General features: G+C 71.0%; 16 protein-coding genes and 1 pseudogene. 11 read left to right on the plus strand and 6 right to left on the minus strand.

The features are described 5' to 3' along the window. Positions 1 to 271 precede the first annotated feature (271 nt). Entirely contained in the window at positions 272 to 1,360 is a 1,089-nt protein-coding gene (ychF, locus tag NOO62_RS25880) for a redox-regulated ATPase YchF (RefSeq protein WP_268773249.1), read from the plus strand. Positions 1,361 to 1,495: 135 nt separating this feature from the next. On the opposite strand, the gene NOO62_RS25885 is transcribed toward ychF, so the two are convergent. After that, a complete protein-coding gene (locus tag NOO62_RS25885; protein WP_268773250.1) occupies positions 1,496 to 1,759 on the minus strand; it encodes a type II toxin-antitoxin system RelE family toxin in 264 nt (87 codons plus the stop codon). After that, positions 1,752 to 2,021 carry a type II toxin-antitoxin system Phd/YefM family antitoxin gene (locus tag NOO62_RS25890; RefSeq protein WP_268773251.1) on the minus strand — a complete coding sequence of 90 codons (270 nt, stop codon included), beginning with the start codon at positions 2,019 to 2,021 and terminating at the stop codon, positions 1,752 to 1,754. The genes NOO62_RS25885 and NOO62_RS25890 overlap by 8 nt, the downstream gene beginning before the upstream one ends. Before the next feature lie 115 nt (positions 2,022 to 2,136). Between NOO62_RS25890 and NOO62_RS25895 the strand changes: the two genes are divergently transcribed. The 3 genes and pseudogenes from NOO62_RS25895 (at position 2,137) to NOO62_RS25905 (ending at position 3,916) form a co-directional block, all read left to right on the plus strand. Further along, positions 2,137 to 2,304 carry a hypothetical protein gene (locus NOO62_RS25895; protein WP_268775984.1) on the plus strand — a complete coding sequence of 56 codons (168 nt, stop codon included), beginning with the start codon at positions 2,137 to 2,139 and terminating at the stop codon, positions 2,302 to 2,304. A gap of 5 nt (positions 2,305 to 2,309) precedes the next feature. Beyond that, positions 2,310 to 2,393, plus strand: a pseudogene (locus NOO62_RS25900) (type II toxin-antitoxin system YoeB family toxin); the annotation flags it as partial. Between the two features lie 53 nt (positions 2,394 to 2,446). Further along, on the plus strand, positions 2,447 to 3,916 hold the full coding sequence (locus NOO62_RS25905) for an amidase (protein ID WP_268773252.1): 1,470 nt from the start codon (positions 2,447 to 2,449) through the stop codon (positions 3,914 to 3,916). Here NOO62_RS25905 and NOO62_RS25910 read toward each other — a convergent pair. Genes NOO62_RS25910 through NOO62_RS25920 form a run of 3 tightly spaced genes read right to left on the minus strand, consistent with a single transcriptional unit; the run spans position 3,874 to position 6,642 of the window. After that, positions 3,874 to 4,836: a CU044_5270 family protein gene (locus NOO62_RS25910; RefSeq protein ID WP_268773253.1), complete on the minus strand. Its 963-nt coding sequence runs from the start codon at positions 4,834 to 4,836 to the stop codon at positions 3,874 to 3,876. The two genes, NOO62_RS25905 and NOO62_RS25910, sit on opposite strands and share 43 nt — an antisense overlap. Further along, positions 4,833 to 5,447 carry an RNA polymerase sigma factor gene (locus NOO62_RS25915; RefSeq protein WP_268773254.1) on the minus strand — a complete coding sequence of 205 codons (615 nt, stop codon included), beginning with the start codon at positions 5,445 to 5,447 and terminating at the stop codon, positions 4,833 to 4,835. Before NOO62_RS25915 ends, NOO62_RS25910 begins: the two co-directional genes overlap by 4 nt. A 49-nt stretch (positions 5,448 to 5,496) precedes the next feature. Continuing rightward, positions 5,497 to 6,642: a threonine synthase gene (locus NOO62_RS25920; protein WP_268773255.1), complete on the minus strand. Its 1,146-nt coding sequence runs from the start codon at positions 6,640 to 6,642 to the stop codon at positions 5,497 to 5,499. Between the two features lie 350 nt (positions 6,643 to 6,992). On the opposite strand from NOO62_RS25920, the gene NOO62_RS25925 reads away from it, so the two are divergent. Next, positions 6,993 to 8,567 carry a S8 family peptidase gene (locus NOO62_RS25925; protein ID WP_268773256.1) on the plus strand — a complete coding sequence of 525 codons (1,575 nt, stop codon included), beginning with the start codon at positions 6,993 to 6,995 and terminating at the stop codon, positions 8,565 to 8,567. A gap of 48 nt (positions 8,568 to 8,615) precedes the next feature. Here NOO62_RS25925 and NOO62_RS25930 read toward each other — a convergent pair whose 3' ends face one another. Then, a complete protein-coding gene (locus NOO62_RS25930; RefSeq protein WP_321170602.1) occupies positions 8,616 to 9,767 on the minus strand; it encodes a serpin family protein in 1,152 nt (383 codons plus the stop codon). A gap of 219 nt (positions 9,768 to 9,986) precedes the next feature. Here NOO62_RS25930 and NOO62_RS25935 point away from each other — a divergent pair, with 219 nt between their 5' ends. The 6 genes from NOO62_RS25935 (at position 9,987) to NOO62_RS25960 (ending at position 14,862) form a co-directional block, all read left to right on the plus strand. Then, positions 9,987 to 11,243: a DUF4190 domain-containing protein gene (locus NOO62_RS25935; protein ID WP_268773258.1), complete on the plus strand. Its 1,257-nt coding sequence runs from the start codon at positions 9,987 to 9,989 to the stop codon at positions 11,241 to 11,243. A gap of 86 nt (positions 11,244 to 11,329) precedes the next feature. Beyond that, a complete protein-coding gene (locus NOO62_RS25940) occupies positions 11,330 to 12,544 on the plus strand; it encodes an alpha/beta hydrolase (protein WP_268773259.1) in 1,215 nt (404 codons plus the stop codon). A 112-nt stretch (positions 12,545 to 12,656) separates the two neighbouring features. After that, entirely contained in the window at positions 12,657 to 13,412 is a 756-nt protein-coding gene (locus NOO62_RS25945) for a GntR family transcriptional regulator (protein WP_150216419.1), read from the plus strand. A gap of 274 nt (positions 13,413 to 13,686) precedes the next feature. Continuing rightward, on the plus strand, positions 13,687 to 13,872 hold the full coding sequence (locus NOO62_RS25950; protein ID WP_268773260.1) for an SPOR domain-containing protein: 186 nt from the start codon (positions 13,687 to 13,689) through the stop codon (positions 13,870 to 13,872). A gap of 28 nt (positions 13,873 to 13,900) precedes the next feature. Continuing rightward, complete coding sequence (locus NOO62_RS25955; protein ID WP_268773261.1) at positions 13,901 to 14,299, plus strand: (deoxy)nucleoside triphosphate pyrophosphohydrolase; 399 nt, start codon at positions 13,901 to 13,903, stop codon at positions 14,297 to 14,299. A gap of 128 nt (positions 14,300 to 14,427) precedes the next feature. Then, positions 14,428 to 14,862: an ATP-binding protein gene (locus NOO62_RS25960; RefSeq protein ID WP_268773262.1), complete on the plus strand. Its 435-nt coding sequence runs from the start codon at positions 14,428 to 14,430 to the stop codon at positions 14,860 to 14,862. Positions 14,863 to 14,881: the final 19 nt, after the last annotated feature.

Below are 14,881 nucleotides of genomic sequence, written 5' to 3' on the forward strand. Positions count from 1 at the left end.
GAAGGCCGGCGGGGCCGGGCCGGTGAGGTGGTCCTTGGGCCGGACTGAGGGGGACGCGTCCTGTGTTGCTCCACTGGACCAACCTAGGCGGGGCGCGGCGCGGAATCCGGCACGGGACACGCCCTTGAGCCGACCTTGGCCATCCGTTCGAAGCGGAGGCGACGGGCAGGCGGGGGCGGTGGGCGCACGCCGTAGACTGGGGGATCGCCCCACGGTCGCTTCGGCCCACCGGGCCGTCCACCCACAGCCCTCACGTACGGGAAGTCGCAACGTGTCGCTCACGATCGGAATCGTCGGTCTGCCGAATGTCGGCAAGTCGACCCTGTTCAACGCCCTGACCAAGAACGACGTGCTGGCGGCCAACTACCCGTTCGCCACGATCGAGCCCAACGTGGGAGTGGTCGGCGTCCCCGACCCCCGCCTCACGAAACTGGCCGAGATCTTCTCCTCCCAGAAGGTCCTCCCGGCCACGGTCGACTTCGTCGACATCGCGGGCATCGTGCGCGGCGCGAGCGAGGGCGAGGGCCTCGGCAACAAGTTCCTCGCGAACATCCGCGAGTCGGACGCGATCTGCCAGGTCATCCGTGCCTTCAAGGACGAGAACGTCGTGCACGTCGACGGCAAGGTCTCGCCCAAGGACGACATCGAGACGATCAACACCGAGCTGATCCTCGCGGACCTCCAGACGATCGAGAAGGTCCTGCCGCGCCTCCAGAAGGAGTCGCGCATCAAGAAGGACATCGCTCCGAAGGTGAAGGCGGTCGAGGCGGCCAAGGAGATCCTGGAGAAGGGCGACACGCTCTTCTCGGCGGGCATCGTCCAGGGCTCCGGCAACGAGGAGCTCCTCCACGACCTCCACCTCCTCACCACCAAGCCCTTCCTCTACGTCTTCAACGTGGACGAGGACGAGCTGACGGACGACGCGTTCAAGGCCGAGCAGAGCGCGCTGGTCGCCCCCGCGGAGGCGATCTTCCTCAACGCGAAGCTGGAGTCGGACCTCGCGGAACTGGACGAGGACGAGGCCCTCGAACTCCTCCAGTCGGTAGGCCAGGAAGAGCCCGGCCTCGCCACCCTCGCCCACGTAGGCTTCCGTACCCTCGGCCTCCAGACCTACCTCACGGCAGGCCCCAAGGAATCCCGCGCCTGGACGATCCCCCAGGGAGCCACGGCCCCCGAGGCCGCGGGCGTCATCCACACGGACTTCCAGAAGGGCTTCATCAAGGCCGAGGTCATCTCTTTCGAGGACCTGGTCGAAACGGGCTCGGTGGCGGAGGCCCGCGCGGCGGGCAAGGCGCGCATGGAGGGCAAGGAGTATGTGATGCAGGACGGGGATGTGGTGGAGTTCCGGTTCAACGTGTAGCGGACTCGTCATTGCACGTCAGGTGACCCGTCAAGCAGGCAGGTCAGAAGGGGTCGACTCCTCCGGGGGCGGCCCCTTCGTCGTGCCCGTGCTGCATTGGTGTCGGATCTTCTGACGCGACGTCGCCGGTTCGGCTCAGGTCTCGTAGGCGGTGGAACGATCACCGACGTGTACGACCCACACCACCAGTTCTCCGTTGTCGATCGTGTATACGACCCGGTAGTCACCGACCCGCAAACGGCGGCGTTCCGGTTGTGAGACGAGTGCGGTGGTGTTGAAGCCGAGCGGATCGCTTTCCAGCTCGGTCAGCTTGGCCAGGATGCGGAGCGCCATGGCGCGGGGGATCTTGCGCAGTTCGTCCTGAGCCTCGGGCCGGAAGACGGTGCGGTATTCACTCACTGCGCGCCAGCGTCTCCCTCATGATGTCCTCGATCGGGATGCCGGGTGCAGGGTCGGCCATGCGCTCGTCGATGATCCGGTTGATCTCGCGCTCTTCCCATTCCTGGTACTTGCGCAATACGTCGATGGAGACGACGGCGGCGACCTCCTTGCCCCGGCGCGTGATCACGGTGGGCACGTCCTCGCGGTCAGCGCGCTCCACGACTTCCGCCAGGTGGGCACGCACGTCGCGGATGGACTCTACGGGCATGGACTGCGTCATGCGCCCAAGAGTACCGAGTGTCCCTTGCGTACACAACGTCGCAATAGGTCCGTGGACTCCATTGACCCCTCCCCAGGTATGTGCACTTTTTCTACCCGTTTGACACGCTCAAGGTATGAGCGAGGCAACGTACGGCATCGGGGAAGGCCCGGCGACGCGGGTGAGCCTGCCGCTGCCGGAGGGGACTGCGGAGGCGATCCGGGCGCGGGTGGGGAAGCGAGAGTTCTCCGCGTTCATCACCGAGGCGGTCTCCGATCCGGCGAATACCTGCCGCGCCCGCTGACGCGGCGTCGCATCGACGACGAGCACCGTCCCGTCTACCTGATGACGGACAAGGAAATCGTCATCCTCGCCGTTCGGTACCACTGCTGAACGGAGAGGCCGGGGCCGGGCTCGGTGGGTCGGCGCGTGGGCAAGCTGCCTCCATGGACCCCTGTCACCTCGACGCCACCGAGCTCGTCCGCCTCATCCGTCGGCGCGATCTCTCCGCCCGGGAGGTCGTCGCGGCGCACCTGGAGCGGATCGAGCAGGTCAACCCCGCCGTCAATGCCATCGTCTCGCTCGATGCGGAGGGCGCGCTCGTCGCGGCCGGCGTCGCCGATGAGCGGCTCGCGGGCGGGGCCGAACCCGGGCCCCTGCACGGGCTGCCCATCGCCTTCAAGGACACCCACCTCACCCGCGGCATGCGCACCACGTACGGGTCCCCGCTCCTCGCCGACTTCGTGCCCGGTGAGGATGAGTTGCTGGTTCAGCGCATCCAGAGGGGCGGGGCCATTCGGATCGGCAAGACCAACGTTCCGGAGTTCGCTGCCGGGTCGCACACCTTCAATCCCGTTTTCGGTGCGACCCGCAACCCCTACGACCTCGGACGCAGCGCGGGAGGCAGCAGTGGCGGGGCGGCCGCCGCACTCGCCGCCGGGCTGCAACCGATCGCCGACGGCAGTGACATGGGCGGCTCGCTGCGCAATCCCGCCTCCTTCTGCAATGTGGTCGGGCTGCGTACGACGCCGGGGCGCGTCCCCCTCCACCCGGTCACCGACGCCTGGGGCAGTCTCACTGTCGCGGGGCCGATGGGGCGGACCGTCGCCGATGCCGCGTTGCTGCTGTCCGTCATGGCCGGGCCCGATCCCCGGGCCCCGATCTCCCTTGACAGCCCTGGCGCGGACTTGCGACCACCTCTCGCAGGGGATCTGCACGGGCTGCGGGTCGCTTGGGCGCCCGATCTGGGTGGGCGCGTGCCGGTCGAGTCGGACGTGCGTGACGTACTCGCCGGGCAGGTCGAGGTGTTTGCGGAGGCCGGATGTCTCGTAGAGGAGGCGTGCCCTGATCTTGATGGTGCCGATGACGTCTTTCGGGTCTTGCGTGCGCAGGCCTTTGAGCAGAGTCTCGGGGCGCATCTCGACTGCTCCCGCGACGCGTTGCGGCCCAGCCTTGTGCGGAACATCGAAGAGGGGCGGCGGCTGAGCGGCGCCGACCTCGCCCGCGCCGCCGCCGAGCGCACCCGCATCCATCTCGCCGCCGTCCGCTTCTTCGAGCGGTACGACGTGCTGCTCGCGCCGGTCAGCCAGGTCGCGCCGTTCCCCGTGGAGTGGGAGTACCCGTACGTCGTCGACGGGCAGTTGCAGCACACGTACATCGACTGGATGCGCTCCGCCTACCTGCTCTCCGTCCTCGCCGCCCCCGCGCTCTCCGTGCCCGCCGGGTTCACGCCCGCGGGGCTCCCGGTGGGCCTGCAGATCGTCGGACCGCCGCGCGCCGACCGCGCCGTTCTCGCCGTCGGCGCCGCGTACGAGGCCGCGACGGGACACGGACGGCGTCGGCCGTCCGAGCCCTTCTCGCCGTCTCCCTCCGCTTACTCCACGCGGTCCGCCGGACCCACCTCCAGCCAGGTGTAGCGGTCCGGCGGGGTGTCGCGGCCGATGGTCTTGTGGGTCGTTTCCAGGAGGAGGCCGGTGTCGGGGGCGATGATGTAGCGGTCCTTTGAGCGCAGCGTTACGGCGTCGCCTCCGTTCTCGCCCTCGCCCAGCCTCACCCACGAATTCTGCGTGATCTCCACCGCGACCCCCGCCCGGCCCTTGCTGTCCCGCACGTCACCCACCAGCTTCATGCCCGGAGTGTCCGCGAGGATCCGGAACAGGGCCGCGCGCAGTTCCGGGCTCGCGGGGGAGTCCTCCAGCATGATCGTTACCTGGTCGAAGCGGCTGTGCGCGTCCTTCGGGAAGAGTGCCGCCAGCGTCTTCTCGTCGGTCGGCAGCTTCTCCAGCTCCGGCCACGTCAGCCACTTCTTCCCCACCGGCCACTTCTTGACCTTGCCCTCCTCGCCGGCGGGCGGCTCGTGGACCGTACCGTCGGCGTCGACCGACCAGACGCGGCCCTCGCGGTCGAAGTAGCTGGTGTCCGTGCGCTTGCCGTCGTCCTGGTTGTCCGTCTCGACGCGCACCTTCCAGTACGCGGGAGTCGTCGCCGGAGCGTCCTCGGCCACCTCCGCCATGCCCTCGAAGAACTGGCTCGCCGACGCCGTCGCCGCCGGTTCGCCGCCCATGTCGAGTACGGGGTACGCGACGGCGCCCGTGGCGATCGCGGCCACGGCCGCCGCGGCGACCAGCAGCCTGCGGGGGCGGCGGACACGGTGGCTCGTCAGCCGGGTGGGGGGCGCTGTTGTCGGCCTCGCCCGTTCCTCCTCCCTCGCCGTCCGCGCCACCGCCTCCCACGCGCCGTCCACCGCCCCGGCCGACGGCGGTGCCACCCCGCCCGCCGCGATCAGCTCCCCAGCACCGGGGAAGTCGAGCAGACTGTGGTCAGTACGTTCCGTCATGCCAGGTCTCCTGTCAGCTTGAGGGGAGCGTCCGCGCGCAGCCGGTGCCGGGCGCGGTGCAGTCGTGAGCGGGCCGTCCCCGCCGGGATGCCGACCACCGCGGCGGCCTCGCCGGGCGTCAGCTGCTCCCAGGCGACGAGCAGCAGCAACTCGCGCTCGTCGGCGGGGAGCGCGGCCAGCAGCTCGCGCAGTCGCGGGGCCACCGCCGCCGCGTCGAGCCGCTCGTCCACCGCCTCCCACGGGTCGTCGCGGACGGGGATGCCGTCCCTCCGCGGTCCGGGCCGCTGCCGTTCCGTACGCCGCCAGTGCGCGGACAGTACGTTCCTCGCCACGCCGAACAGCCAGGCCCGCGCGGGCCCCCGGTCCGCGTCGAAACCGCGCCGGGCGGTGTACGCCTGGAGCCAGGCCTCGGCCAGCAGATCGTCCGCCGCGTGGGGCGCGCGGCGGGCGAAGTAGCCGTGCAGCGCGGCCGAGTGGCGGCGTACGAGCGGTTCGAACGCCGAGGCGTCGCGCGCGGCCCGGGCGAGCAGTTCCTCGTCCGTGGCGGTGTCGTAGGCACCAGGGCCATCCGCCCCCGGACCGTCCCGTTCATCGGGAATCACGTGCGGCACGGGCCCTCCTCCCCGACCGCCGGGCGGCGGTCTCACCCCCTACTTGGCGTCAGCCGCCCACCGCGTTCGCGAGCCCCGTCTTCGCCCCCGCCCCGCACAGCGGAACCACCGTCGTGCGCTCCCCGAGAGCCCCGTCCCGTACGGCCGCCCAGCAGGCGACGCCCGTGGACTCGACGTACAGCCCGCGCGAGGCCAGGTCCCGCTGGGCCGCGACGATCTGCTCCTCCGTCACCGTCAGGAAAGCGCCGCCCGACTCGCGTACCGCGTGCAGGACCTGGCGGGCGCGCGGCGGGCGGGGGATCGCGATGCCCTCGGCGAAGGTCGCCGCGCTCGGGGTCTCGCCGACCAGGTCGTCCGCGCCGGCCCGCCACGCCGCGGCGAGCGGGGCGACGGCCGCGGACTGCACGGCGTACAGCGCGGGCCGCCGCGCGATGAGCCCGGCCGTGTGCAGCTCCCGGACCGCGAGCGCCGCGCCGAGCAGCAGCGTGCCGTTGCCGACGGGGACGACGAGGGCGTCGGGGAGGTGGCCGCCGAGGTCCTCCCAGAGCTCGTGGACGTACGTCTTGGTGCCGTGGAGGAAGTAGGGGTTGTGGACGTGGGAGGCGTAGAACGTGCCGGGGGCGTCGGCGGCGGCGCGGGCGGCCCGCGCCGTGGACTCCCGGTCGCCTTCGACGACATGGAGGCGGGCGCCGTGCGCGGTGATCTGCGCCAGCTTCTTCGGTGACGTACCGGCGGGTACGTACACGGTGCAGTCGAGGCCGGCCCGCGCGCAGTACGCGGCGACGGCCGTGCCCGCGTTGCCGCTGCTGTCGGCGATCACCCGGTCGGGGCCGAGGCGGCGTGCGAGGGCCGCGAGCATGACCGCGCCTCGGTCCTTGAAGGACAGCGTGGGCATCAGGAAGTCCAACTTGGCCGAAACCGGCCCCGCCAGCTCCACGAGGGGCGTGCGGCCCTCGCCGAGGGAGATCGCGGGGGCGGGCAGCGGCAGGCACTCCGCGTACCGCCACAGGGAGTTCACGCGGCCGGTGAGCGCCTCAAGAGGTGCGGGTGCGGGGGAGAAGTCCAGGTCGAGGGGGCCGCGGCAGGCCGGGCAGGACCAGGCGAGCGAGCCCGCGGGGACGCGTGTTCCGTCGGTGGGGCAGTAGCAGTCGGGCAGGGCGGTCGTCTCTGAGGTGTACGCGGAGGTGTCTGTCATGCGCGCAGGCTATGAGGGGCGGTTGTTGAAGGTGGGACGGCAGGGGGCCGAGAGGGCTTCGTGGGGTGGTGATGGTGCGTCATGGCGCGTACGTGGCAGCCGTGTTACGTCCGGTCCTGACCCTTGTGGGATTCCTATGGATCGGCCAATCTTTCGTCCGGACGGAGGCAAGGGCCGACAAGGGCCGGCACGGAATCGGCAAAGTCCGGCAAGCCGCATCGCACCATCGACGTAGCCCTGCCGTGGCCTGCCGTCGTGCGGTCCGACCCTGCCGCGCGCCTCCTCCGTGAGTGTGGGCACCACAGCACATTCCCCCACCAACGCACCACCTATTGAGGAGGACCCCTCAGATGGCAGTGATGCGTCAGAACCGCCGAAGACTGGCTGGGATCAGCGCGACAGCGGTCGCGGCCCTCGCCCTCGGTGTCGTCTCCGCCCTCCCGGCGAACGCCCAGCCGGACCGGGTCGAAGGCAGGATAGAGAACGCCGGCGCTCCCGGCGTGATCAAGAACAGCTACATCGTGAGCCTCGACAAGAACGCTCCGAAGGCCCGCTCCGCCGAGGGCAAGGCCCTCGCCAAGGAGTACGGCGCCAAGATCGAGCGGACCTACGACAAGGCTCTCAACGGCTACGCGGTCGAGCTCTCCGAGGCCGAGGCGAAGAAGTTCGCCGCCGACCCGGCGGTCGACGCGGTCGTCCAGAACCGGACGTTCACTGCCACCGCGACCCAGAACAACCCGCCGTCCTGGGGCCTGGACCGGATCGACCAGAAGAACCTGCCGCTGGACCAGAAGTACACCTACCCGGACTCCGCGGGTGAGGGCGTCACCGCGTACGTCATCGACACCGGCGTCCGCATCAGCCACACCGACTTCGGCGGCCGCGCCTCCTACGGCTACGACGCCATCGACAACGACAACACCGCGCAGGACGGCCACGGCCACGGCACGCACGTCGCCGGTACCGTCGCGGGCACCCTGCACGGCGTCGCCAAGAAGGCCAAGATCGTCGGCGTCCGCGTCCTGAACAACCAGGGTTCGGGCACGACGGCGCAGGTCGTCGCGGGCATCGACTGGGTGACCAAGAACGCGGTCAAGCCCGCCGTGGCCAACATGTCGCTCGGCGGCGGCGCCGACAGCGCGCTCGACACGGCGGTGCGCAACTCCATCGCGGCCGGCATCACGTACGCCGTGGCGGCGGGCAACGAGTCCACCGACGCGTCGACCAAGTCGCCCGCGCGCGTGGCGGAGGCCATCACCGTCGGCGCGACGACCAACACCGACGCGAGGGCGAGCTACTCGAACTACGGCAGCATCCTCGACATCTTCGCCCCGGGCTCCTCGATCACCTCGACGTGGAACTCCGGCGACAGTGCGACGAACACCATCTCCGGTACGTCGATGGCCTCCCCGCACGTGGCGGGCGCGGCCGCGATCTACCTGGGCCAGAACCCCACGTCGACCCCGGCGCAGGTCTCCGCGGGCCTGGTCAGCGCCGCGTCGACCGGCGTCGTCGGCAGCCCCGGCACGGGCTCGCCGAACCGTCTCCTGAACGTCACGGGCGGTACGACCAACCCGCCGGGCAAGACGTTCACGAACCCCGACGACTACGCGATCAACGACAACGCCACGGCCGAGTCGCCGATCAACGTCACCGGCGTCGACGGCTCCGCCCCGGCCGCGCTCGCCGTGCCGGTCGTCATCCAGCACACGTACATCGGCGACCTCCAGGTCCAGCTGATCGCCCCCGACGGGTCCGCCTACACCCTCAAGGGCTACGGCACCGGCGGCAGCACGGACAACATCAACACCACGTACACGGTGAACGCCTCCTCGGAGACGGCCAACGGCACGTGGAAGCTGCGGGTCAGCGACAACGCGGCGCGCGACACCGGCAAGATCGACTCTTGGGGTCTGCAGTTCTGACCCCGGGTGCGTGAGTTACGTGTGTATGTGAGTGCTTGAGTACGTGACTCAGTGATCCTCGTCCTCGCGGTACGGCTTCGGGTCGGTGACCCAGCCGGCCGCGAGGACGAGGCGTGAGGTGCGGTGGACGGCGAGGAAACCGAAGGGGCGGTCCACCGTGACCGCCAGCTCGGTCGTCGGATACGAGGGCAGCCCCATCCAGTCCATCGTGACCGCCGTGACCGCGGCAGCGCGGAAGCCCGTCGGGCCGAACGTCGCCGTCGCCGTCTGCCGGGCCGACTCCACGCGCAGGGGCCGGTCGGAGATCCCGGGGAACGAGCCGGGGCGCGGCACGCTCGCCGCCGCCAGGCCGAAGACGCCGGGCGGCGCCTGGAGGTCGTGCTCCGCGTCGAGCGTGAACTCCACGGTGCTCAGCGCCACGTGCGGCGGCTCGTCGCGGGTGTCGGCGAGAGTCTCGCGCAGCACCGCGCCAGGCCCCGCGGGTCCCTGCGCCAGCTCGTCGCCCGACGTCGTGGGGGTGTCGTCCGTGAGCATGCCGAGGCCTGTCGTCAGCACGTCGCCGGGGGCCATGTGGGCCTCGCCGAGCAGGAGCTGAACGTCTACGTCCCCGGCCCCTTCTCCAGCGGGGACGCCGCGCAACGTCACGCCGGTGACGCGACCGGCCGGGCCGTGGCCGATCCGAACGGCGTCCAGGCCCGGGGCCGACCGCTGGAGTCCCGCGATCCGGCGTCCCCGCCACGGGCCCGCGGCGGGCACCAGCAGCTGCGGTTCGAACGGCGTCCCCCAGTCCGCGCGCAGCGCGAGCGCGCTCGCCAGGACCAGTTCGGTGTCCGGCGTGAGCTCGGCCGGTACCCGTTCGATCAGCCCGCCCGTCCGCGCCGCGGCCCACCCGTCGAGCGTCGCCGCGTCCGTCGCCGCGTCCCCGGTCAGCACGCCGAGCGCGTCCACCGGCACCTTGTCGCGCCACGCGTCCCGCAGCGTCAGGGTGCGCCTGGTCCACAGGCCGAGGGCCGCGTCCAGGCCCTCCACGTGGTCCATCGCGGCCAGCAACGCCCGCGCGGCCGACGCGGATTCGTCCGCCGGGAGCCCGACCGCCTCCGCGAGTTCCGCGCGGGGCGCACCGGCCGCGCCGTCGGCGAGGAACGCGAGCAGGGGCCAGACGCCCGGCGCCGAGAAGACGGTGCCGCGGTCGGCGGACACGGTCGCGGCCCACTTCGAGGTCAGGCCGTTGACGGCCCGTGCGGCTCCCCGCCCGACTGCCCGAGTTGTTGAGCTTTGCCGCCGCATTACCTTTTATCCCTCGCCCCGATTACGATGCGCCAAGCTTTCCGCACGACTTGCCCCGCGCCCCTGGCGCCACTCCAGCACCACCCGTACCTGCACCCGCACCCGCACCTAGATTCCAGGAGCACGCTACCCGTGGACATACCGCCGCCCCCCGGCCCGTACGCCCCTCCCGGAGGCGGACCGAGCCACCCGGGTCAGCCGGGTCCTCCCTGGACGCAGGCGCCGCACGGGCAGCAGTTCCCGTACCAGGCCTGGCCAGGCCCGTACTCCCCCTACTCCCGGCCGCCGGTGAACGGCTTCGCGATCGCGTCGCTCGTGTTCGGGATCTTCTGCTTCGTGCCCGCCGTCGGCCTCGTGCTCGGCCTCGTCGCGCTCGCGCAGATCAAGAAGAAGGGTGAGCGCGGCAAGGGCCTCGCGATCGCGGGCAGCATCCTGTCCATGGTGGGCGTCCTGCTGCTCGTCCTCTCCATCGCCACGGGCGCGGCCCGCGACTTCGCCGATGGGTTCAAGGAGGCGGCCCGCGAGTCCCGGCAGAGCAGCAGTGCCTTCCCGATCGAGAAGGGCGGCTGCTTCGACGCGCCCGACGGGAAGATCGACTCCATGAAGTACGCGTCCCAGGTGGACGAGGTGCCGTGCGCCGGGGAGCACGACGGCGAGGTCTACGCGTCGTTCCGCGTGAACAACGCGGAGTACCCGGGGGAGGACGCCTTGGTCGACCTCGCCGAGTCCAAGTGCACCGACCTGCAGTGGTCGTACGTCATGGACACCTGGACGGACTTCGACGGTGCCGAGATCTACTACTTCATGCCCGACCGGACCACCTGGCGCCACGGCGACCGCCACGGCACGTGCATCATCGGCACCTCCGACCCGGACGAGCCGCTCGAAGGGTCCCTGCGCAGCGACGCCACGACGCTCGACGCGGACCAGCTCGCCTATGTGAGGGCGGACCGCGCCTTCAACGAGGTGTATCTGGCGGCGCCCGCGGCGGAGCGGTTCGAGGATGACCTCAAGGGACACAAGGAGTGGGCCGCCCGCGTCGACAAGGCCCTCGCCGAACAGGCACGGCAGCTGCGCGCGCACGACTGGCCGACGGGCACGCAGAAGCACATCGACAAACTCCTCACCGAGATCGAGAAGGGCCGCAAGGAGTGGGCGAAGGCGGCCGCGTCCTCCGATGCCGACACCTATAACGAGCACTACGTAGCGGGCCTTCAGGAACTGGACGGCAAGGGTGCAGTCGGAGCGCGCAAGTCGCTGGATCTGGGGTTGATTTCACCGCGTGACGCGACCCCCGAGGACGGCCCGGAGGCGGGTCTCGACGAGAACCACGGAGAGGGCGGGGAGAGCGGAGGGAGCGGGGAAGGCGGAGAGCGCGAAGAGGTGTGACGCGGTGGCGGTGGCCTGCCGTTCAGGCGGCCCCCTGAACGGCCGCCCTAAGCCGCTTTTGTCTGCTTCTGTGATAGTTCTTCGGCGTGACGTCCCTCGTGCCGCCGCCCGCCGTGGCCCGGGTCCTGCTCATGGCCACCGGCCTGCTGAACGCGGCGCTCACCGTCCTTGTCGCCGCCCCGCTGCCCCGCGTCCCGCTCCTGGTGCTCGTCGCCGCCGCGATCACCTCCTGGGGGCTCCTGCTGCTGCCGCCGGGGCTGCTCGGCCTCGCGGGCGCCGCGCTCGCGGGGCGACGTCACCCCTGGTGTGCGGGGCTCGCCGCGCTCGCCTCCTTCGCGGCCCTCGTCTACGGAGTGATGCCGTACGCCGCCGCGTACGGCACCGCGCGGCAGCAGGGGCAACGTCTCACCCCCGCGCGGTACTTCGACGGCGTCAACTACGCCGAGGTGCCCGACCGCGCACGCACCCTCACCTACGCGCGCGTGGGGCGTGATTACCAGGCCCGCACCGAGCGGCAGAAGCTGAAGCTCGACCTGTGGGCGCTGCCCAAGCGGGCCGACGTGCGGCGGCCCGCCGTCGTGTGGGTGCACGGCGGCGGCTGGAACAAGGGCCACCGCAGCCAGACCCCCGAGTGGAACCGGTGGTTCAACGCGCGCGGGTGGTCGGTCTTCGACATCGACTACCGGCTCGCGCCCCGCGCCACCCAGCTCGACCAGATCGGCGACGTGAAGTGCGCCGTCGGCTGGGTGCGGCGGCACGCGCGCGTGTACGGCATCGACCCCGACCGCGTACTCCTGGCGGGCAGTTCGGCCGGCGGCAACCTCGCGCTGGCCGCCGCCTACACGCAGGGCGACGGCAGGGTCCCGGCGTCCTGCAAGGTGCGCGACAGCTCGGTCTCCGGGGTTCTCTCCCTCTACGGGCCCACCGACATGCGGCGCCTGATCGCGGGTACCGCCCTGCGCCGCGACCCCATGATCCCGCTCCTGATGGGCGGTTCGGCCGCCACCGCTCCCGCCCGCTACCGCCTCGGCTCGCCCGCGCGGCTCGTCCGGGGCGACGTACCGCCGACGCTGCTGCTGCACGGGAGCGCGGACCGCGCGGTGCCGGTGGCGCAGGCGCGCGAACTGGCCCGGCGCCTCAAGGAGGTCGGCGCTCCGGCGACGTACGTCGAACTGCCGTGGGCCGACCATTGTTTCGACGTGAACTGGGGAGGCTGGGGGAGCCAGATCGCGCGGGCGGCGACCGAACGTTTCCTCAAGGTCCTCGACCGCTCGCTATATCCGGGGAAAGGCCCTGCGTAAAGACCTGCGCCAGGAGAAATCATCACTTCGGGTGATTCCTTGGCCTTGGGTTGCACGCAACAACCCACGGTTGCCAGGCTGTTGCTGTCTGTCAACCTGATGGGAGTGGCCAGTGACATTCGGTGAACAGCCGGCGTATCTGCGGGTCGCGGGTGATCTCCGCAAGAAGATCGCCGACGGTTCGCTGCCGCCGCACACCCGCCTCCCCTCGCAGGCCAGAATCCGCGAGGAGTACGGGGTGTCGGACACGGTCGCCCTGGAGGCGCGCAAGGTCCTGATGGCCGAGGGTCTGGTCGAAGGGCGCTCCGGCTCGGGCACCTACGTGCGCGAGCGCCCCGTTCCGCGCAAGATCGCCCGCACCGGGTACCGCGCGGTGAACGGCGGCTCGACCCCGTTCCGCCAGGAGCAGGCCGCCGACGGCGTGCGCGGCACCTGGGAGTCCCGCAGCGAGCAGATCGAGGCGAACGCGGCGGTCGCCGAGCGCCTCGGCATCCGTGTGGGCGACCGCGTGATGTGCACCAAGTACGTCTTCCGGGACGCCGGGGAAGCCATGATGCTCTCCACTTCCTGGGAGCCCCTCGCCGTCACCGGGCGCACCCCCGTGATGCTCCCCGAGGAGGGGCCGCTGGGCGGCTGCGGAGTGGTGGACCGGATGGCGGCCATCGACGTGATCGTGGACAACGTCGCGGAGGAAGTGGGCGCCCGCCCCGGCCTGGCGGAGGAGCTCACGGCGCTCGGCGGCGTCCCCGGGCACGTGGTCATCGTCGTCCACCGGACGTACTACGCGTCGGGGCGCCCTGTGGAGGCGGCCGACATCGTGGTGCCGGCCGACCGCTACCGGATCGCGTACCACTTGCCGGTGCGGTAACCCGGCGGCCCCGCGCTCCCGCTCCCAGCACCCACCACACCGGCGCAGCCTCGCGTGCCGGGGGTGGGTTTCGGCTGTCCCCACGCCGCTCTCGAGCCCCTCCCGCTGCGCGTGTAGCCCGGGTCTTGGCCGAGAGCGGTCCTGTCGCGTATCTCTTTGTGCAAAGTCGTATCCGCTGCGTAAAGGTCGGGCGTAGGCTCGGGCATATGCGGATTGCGGTTTCCTTACAAATCGAGGCGTGGGGCGCGCCGGGGGTGGCGAACGGAGGGGCGCGATGAATGACGGGACAGTTCTGCTGCCCTGGTTCGTGATACGGCAGGACGACAACGGCAACCGCTATCGCGTGGGCAGGTACGCGACGAAGGCCGAGGCCCAGAAGATCGCGGACAGCCTCCACGATCGCGGACACAAGCAGCTCTACTCGATCGAGAGGCTGAGCCCGAACGGCAGCGGACGCTAGGGCTTCTCGGCGCCTAGGCTCCTGTCGCATGAACGAACGCATCGTGGTGGGCGCCGCCCTGTACGACGACGGACGCCTGCTCGCCGCACGGCGCAGCGCGCCCCCGGAGCTCGCAGGCGGCTGGGAACTGCCCGGCGGCAAGGTCGAGCCCGGGGAGCGGAGCGAGGACGCGCTGGTGCGTGAGCTCCGCGAGGAGCTGGGTGTCGAGGCCGAACCGACCGGCCGCGTCCCGGGGGAGTGGCCGCTGCCCAACGGGTACGTCCTGCGCGTGTGGACGGCCCGTCTCGTGTCGGGTGAGCCCCGGCCTCTGGAGGATCACGACGAGTTGCGCTGGCTCGCCCCCGGCCAGGTGTGGTCCGTCGACTGGCTGACCGCCGACGTGCCCGCGGTCGAGGCGGCGCTCGCCCTGCCGCACGCCGCGCACTGATCCCACGTACGCCGTTCGTGCCACAGTGCGCTCCGGTACGCGGTAAAGCAGCTCGGATATCGGGTATGTGCCCACTAAACCCATGAAACCGGACAGGTTCCCGGGCAGGTCCAGCTACTGGTCTGGAAGTGATCGGCGTGATCCACACCGAAGGCGAGTGCGCCGAGTGGGCCTTCCCGGCGGACCCCGGCGCCGTCCGCACCGCCCGCACGGTTGTCCGCAAACAGCTCGCCGACTGGGGTCTCGCGTCCGTCGCCGACGTCACCGTGTTGCTCGTGAGCGAGCTGGTGACCAACTCCCTGCGGCACGCTTCCGGGCCCATCGGGGTACGTCTCGTACGCCCCGTACGCCCCGTGGGCCCCAACGGCACCCATGGCACCCTCCTCGTAGAGGTATCCGATCCGCTCCCCGACCCGCCCCTCGAGCGCACCGCCGCCCTCGACGACGAGGGCGGCCGAGGTCTCCAGCTGGTGTCCCGTTCCTCACGTCGCTGGGGCACACGTCCGGGTCGTACGGGCAGGACGGGGAAGACGGTGTGGTTCGAGCTGGCGCTGCCGGGTTAGAAGACTGGCAGTGTGCGAT

The sequence above is a fragment of the Streptomyces sp. Je 1-369 genome, assembly GCF_026810505.1.
Taxonomy (GTDB): domain Bacteria; phylum Actinomycetota; class Actinomycetes; order Streptomycetales; family Streptomycetaceae; genus Streptomyces.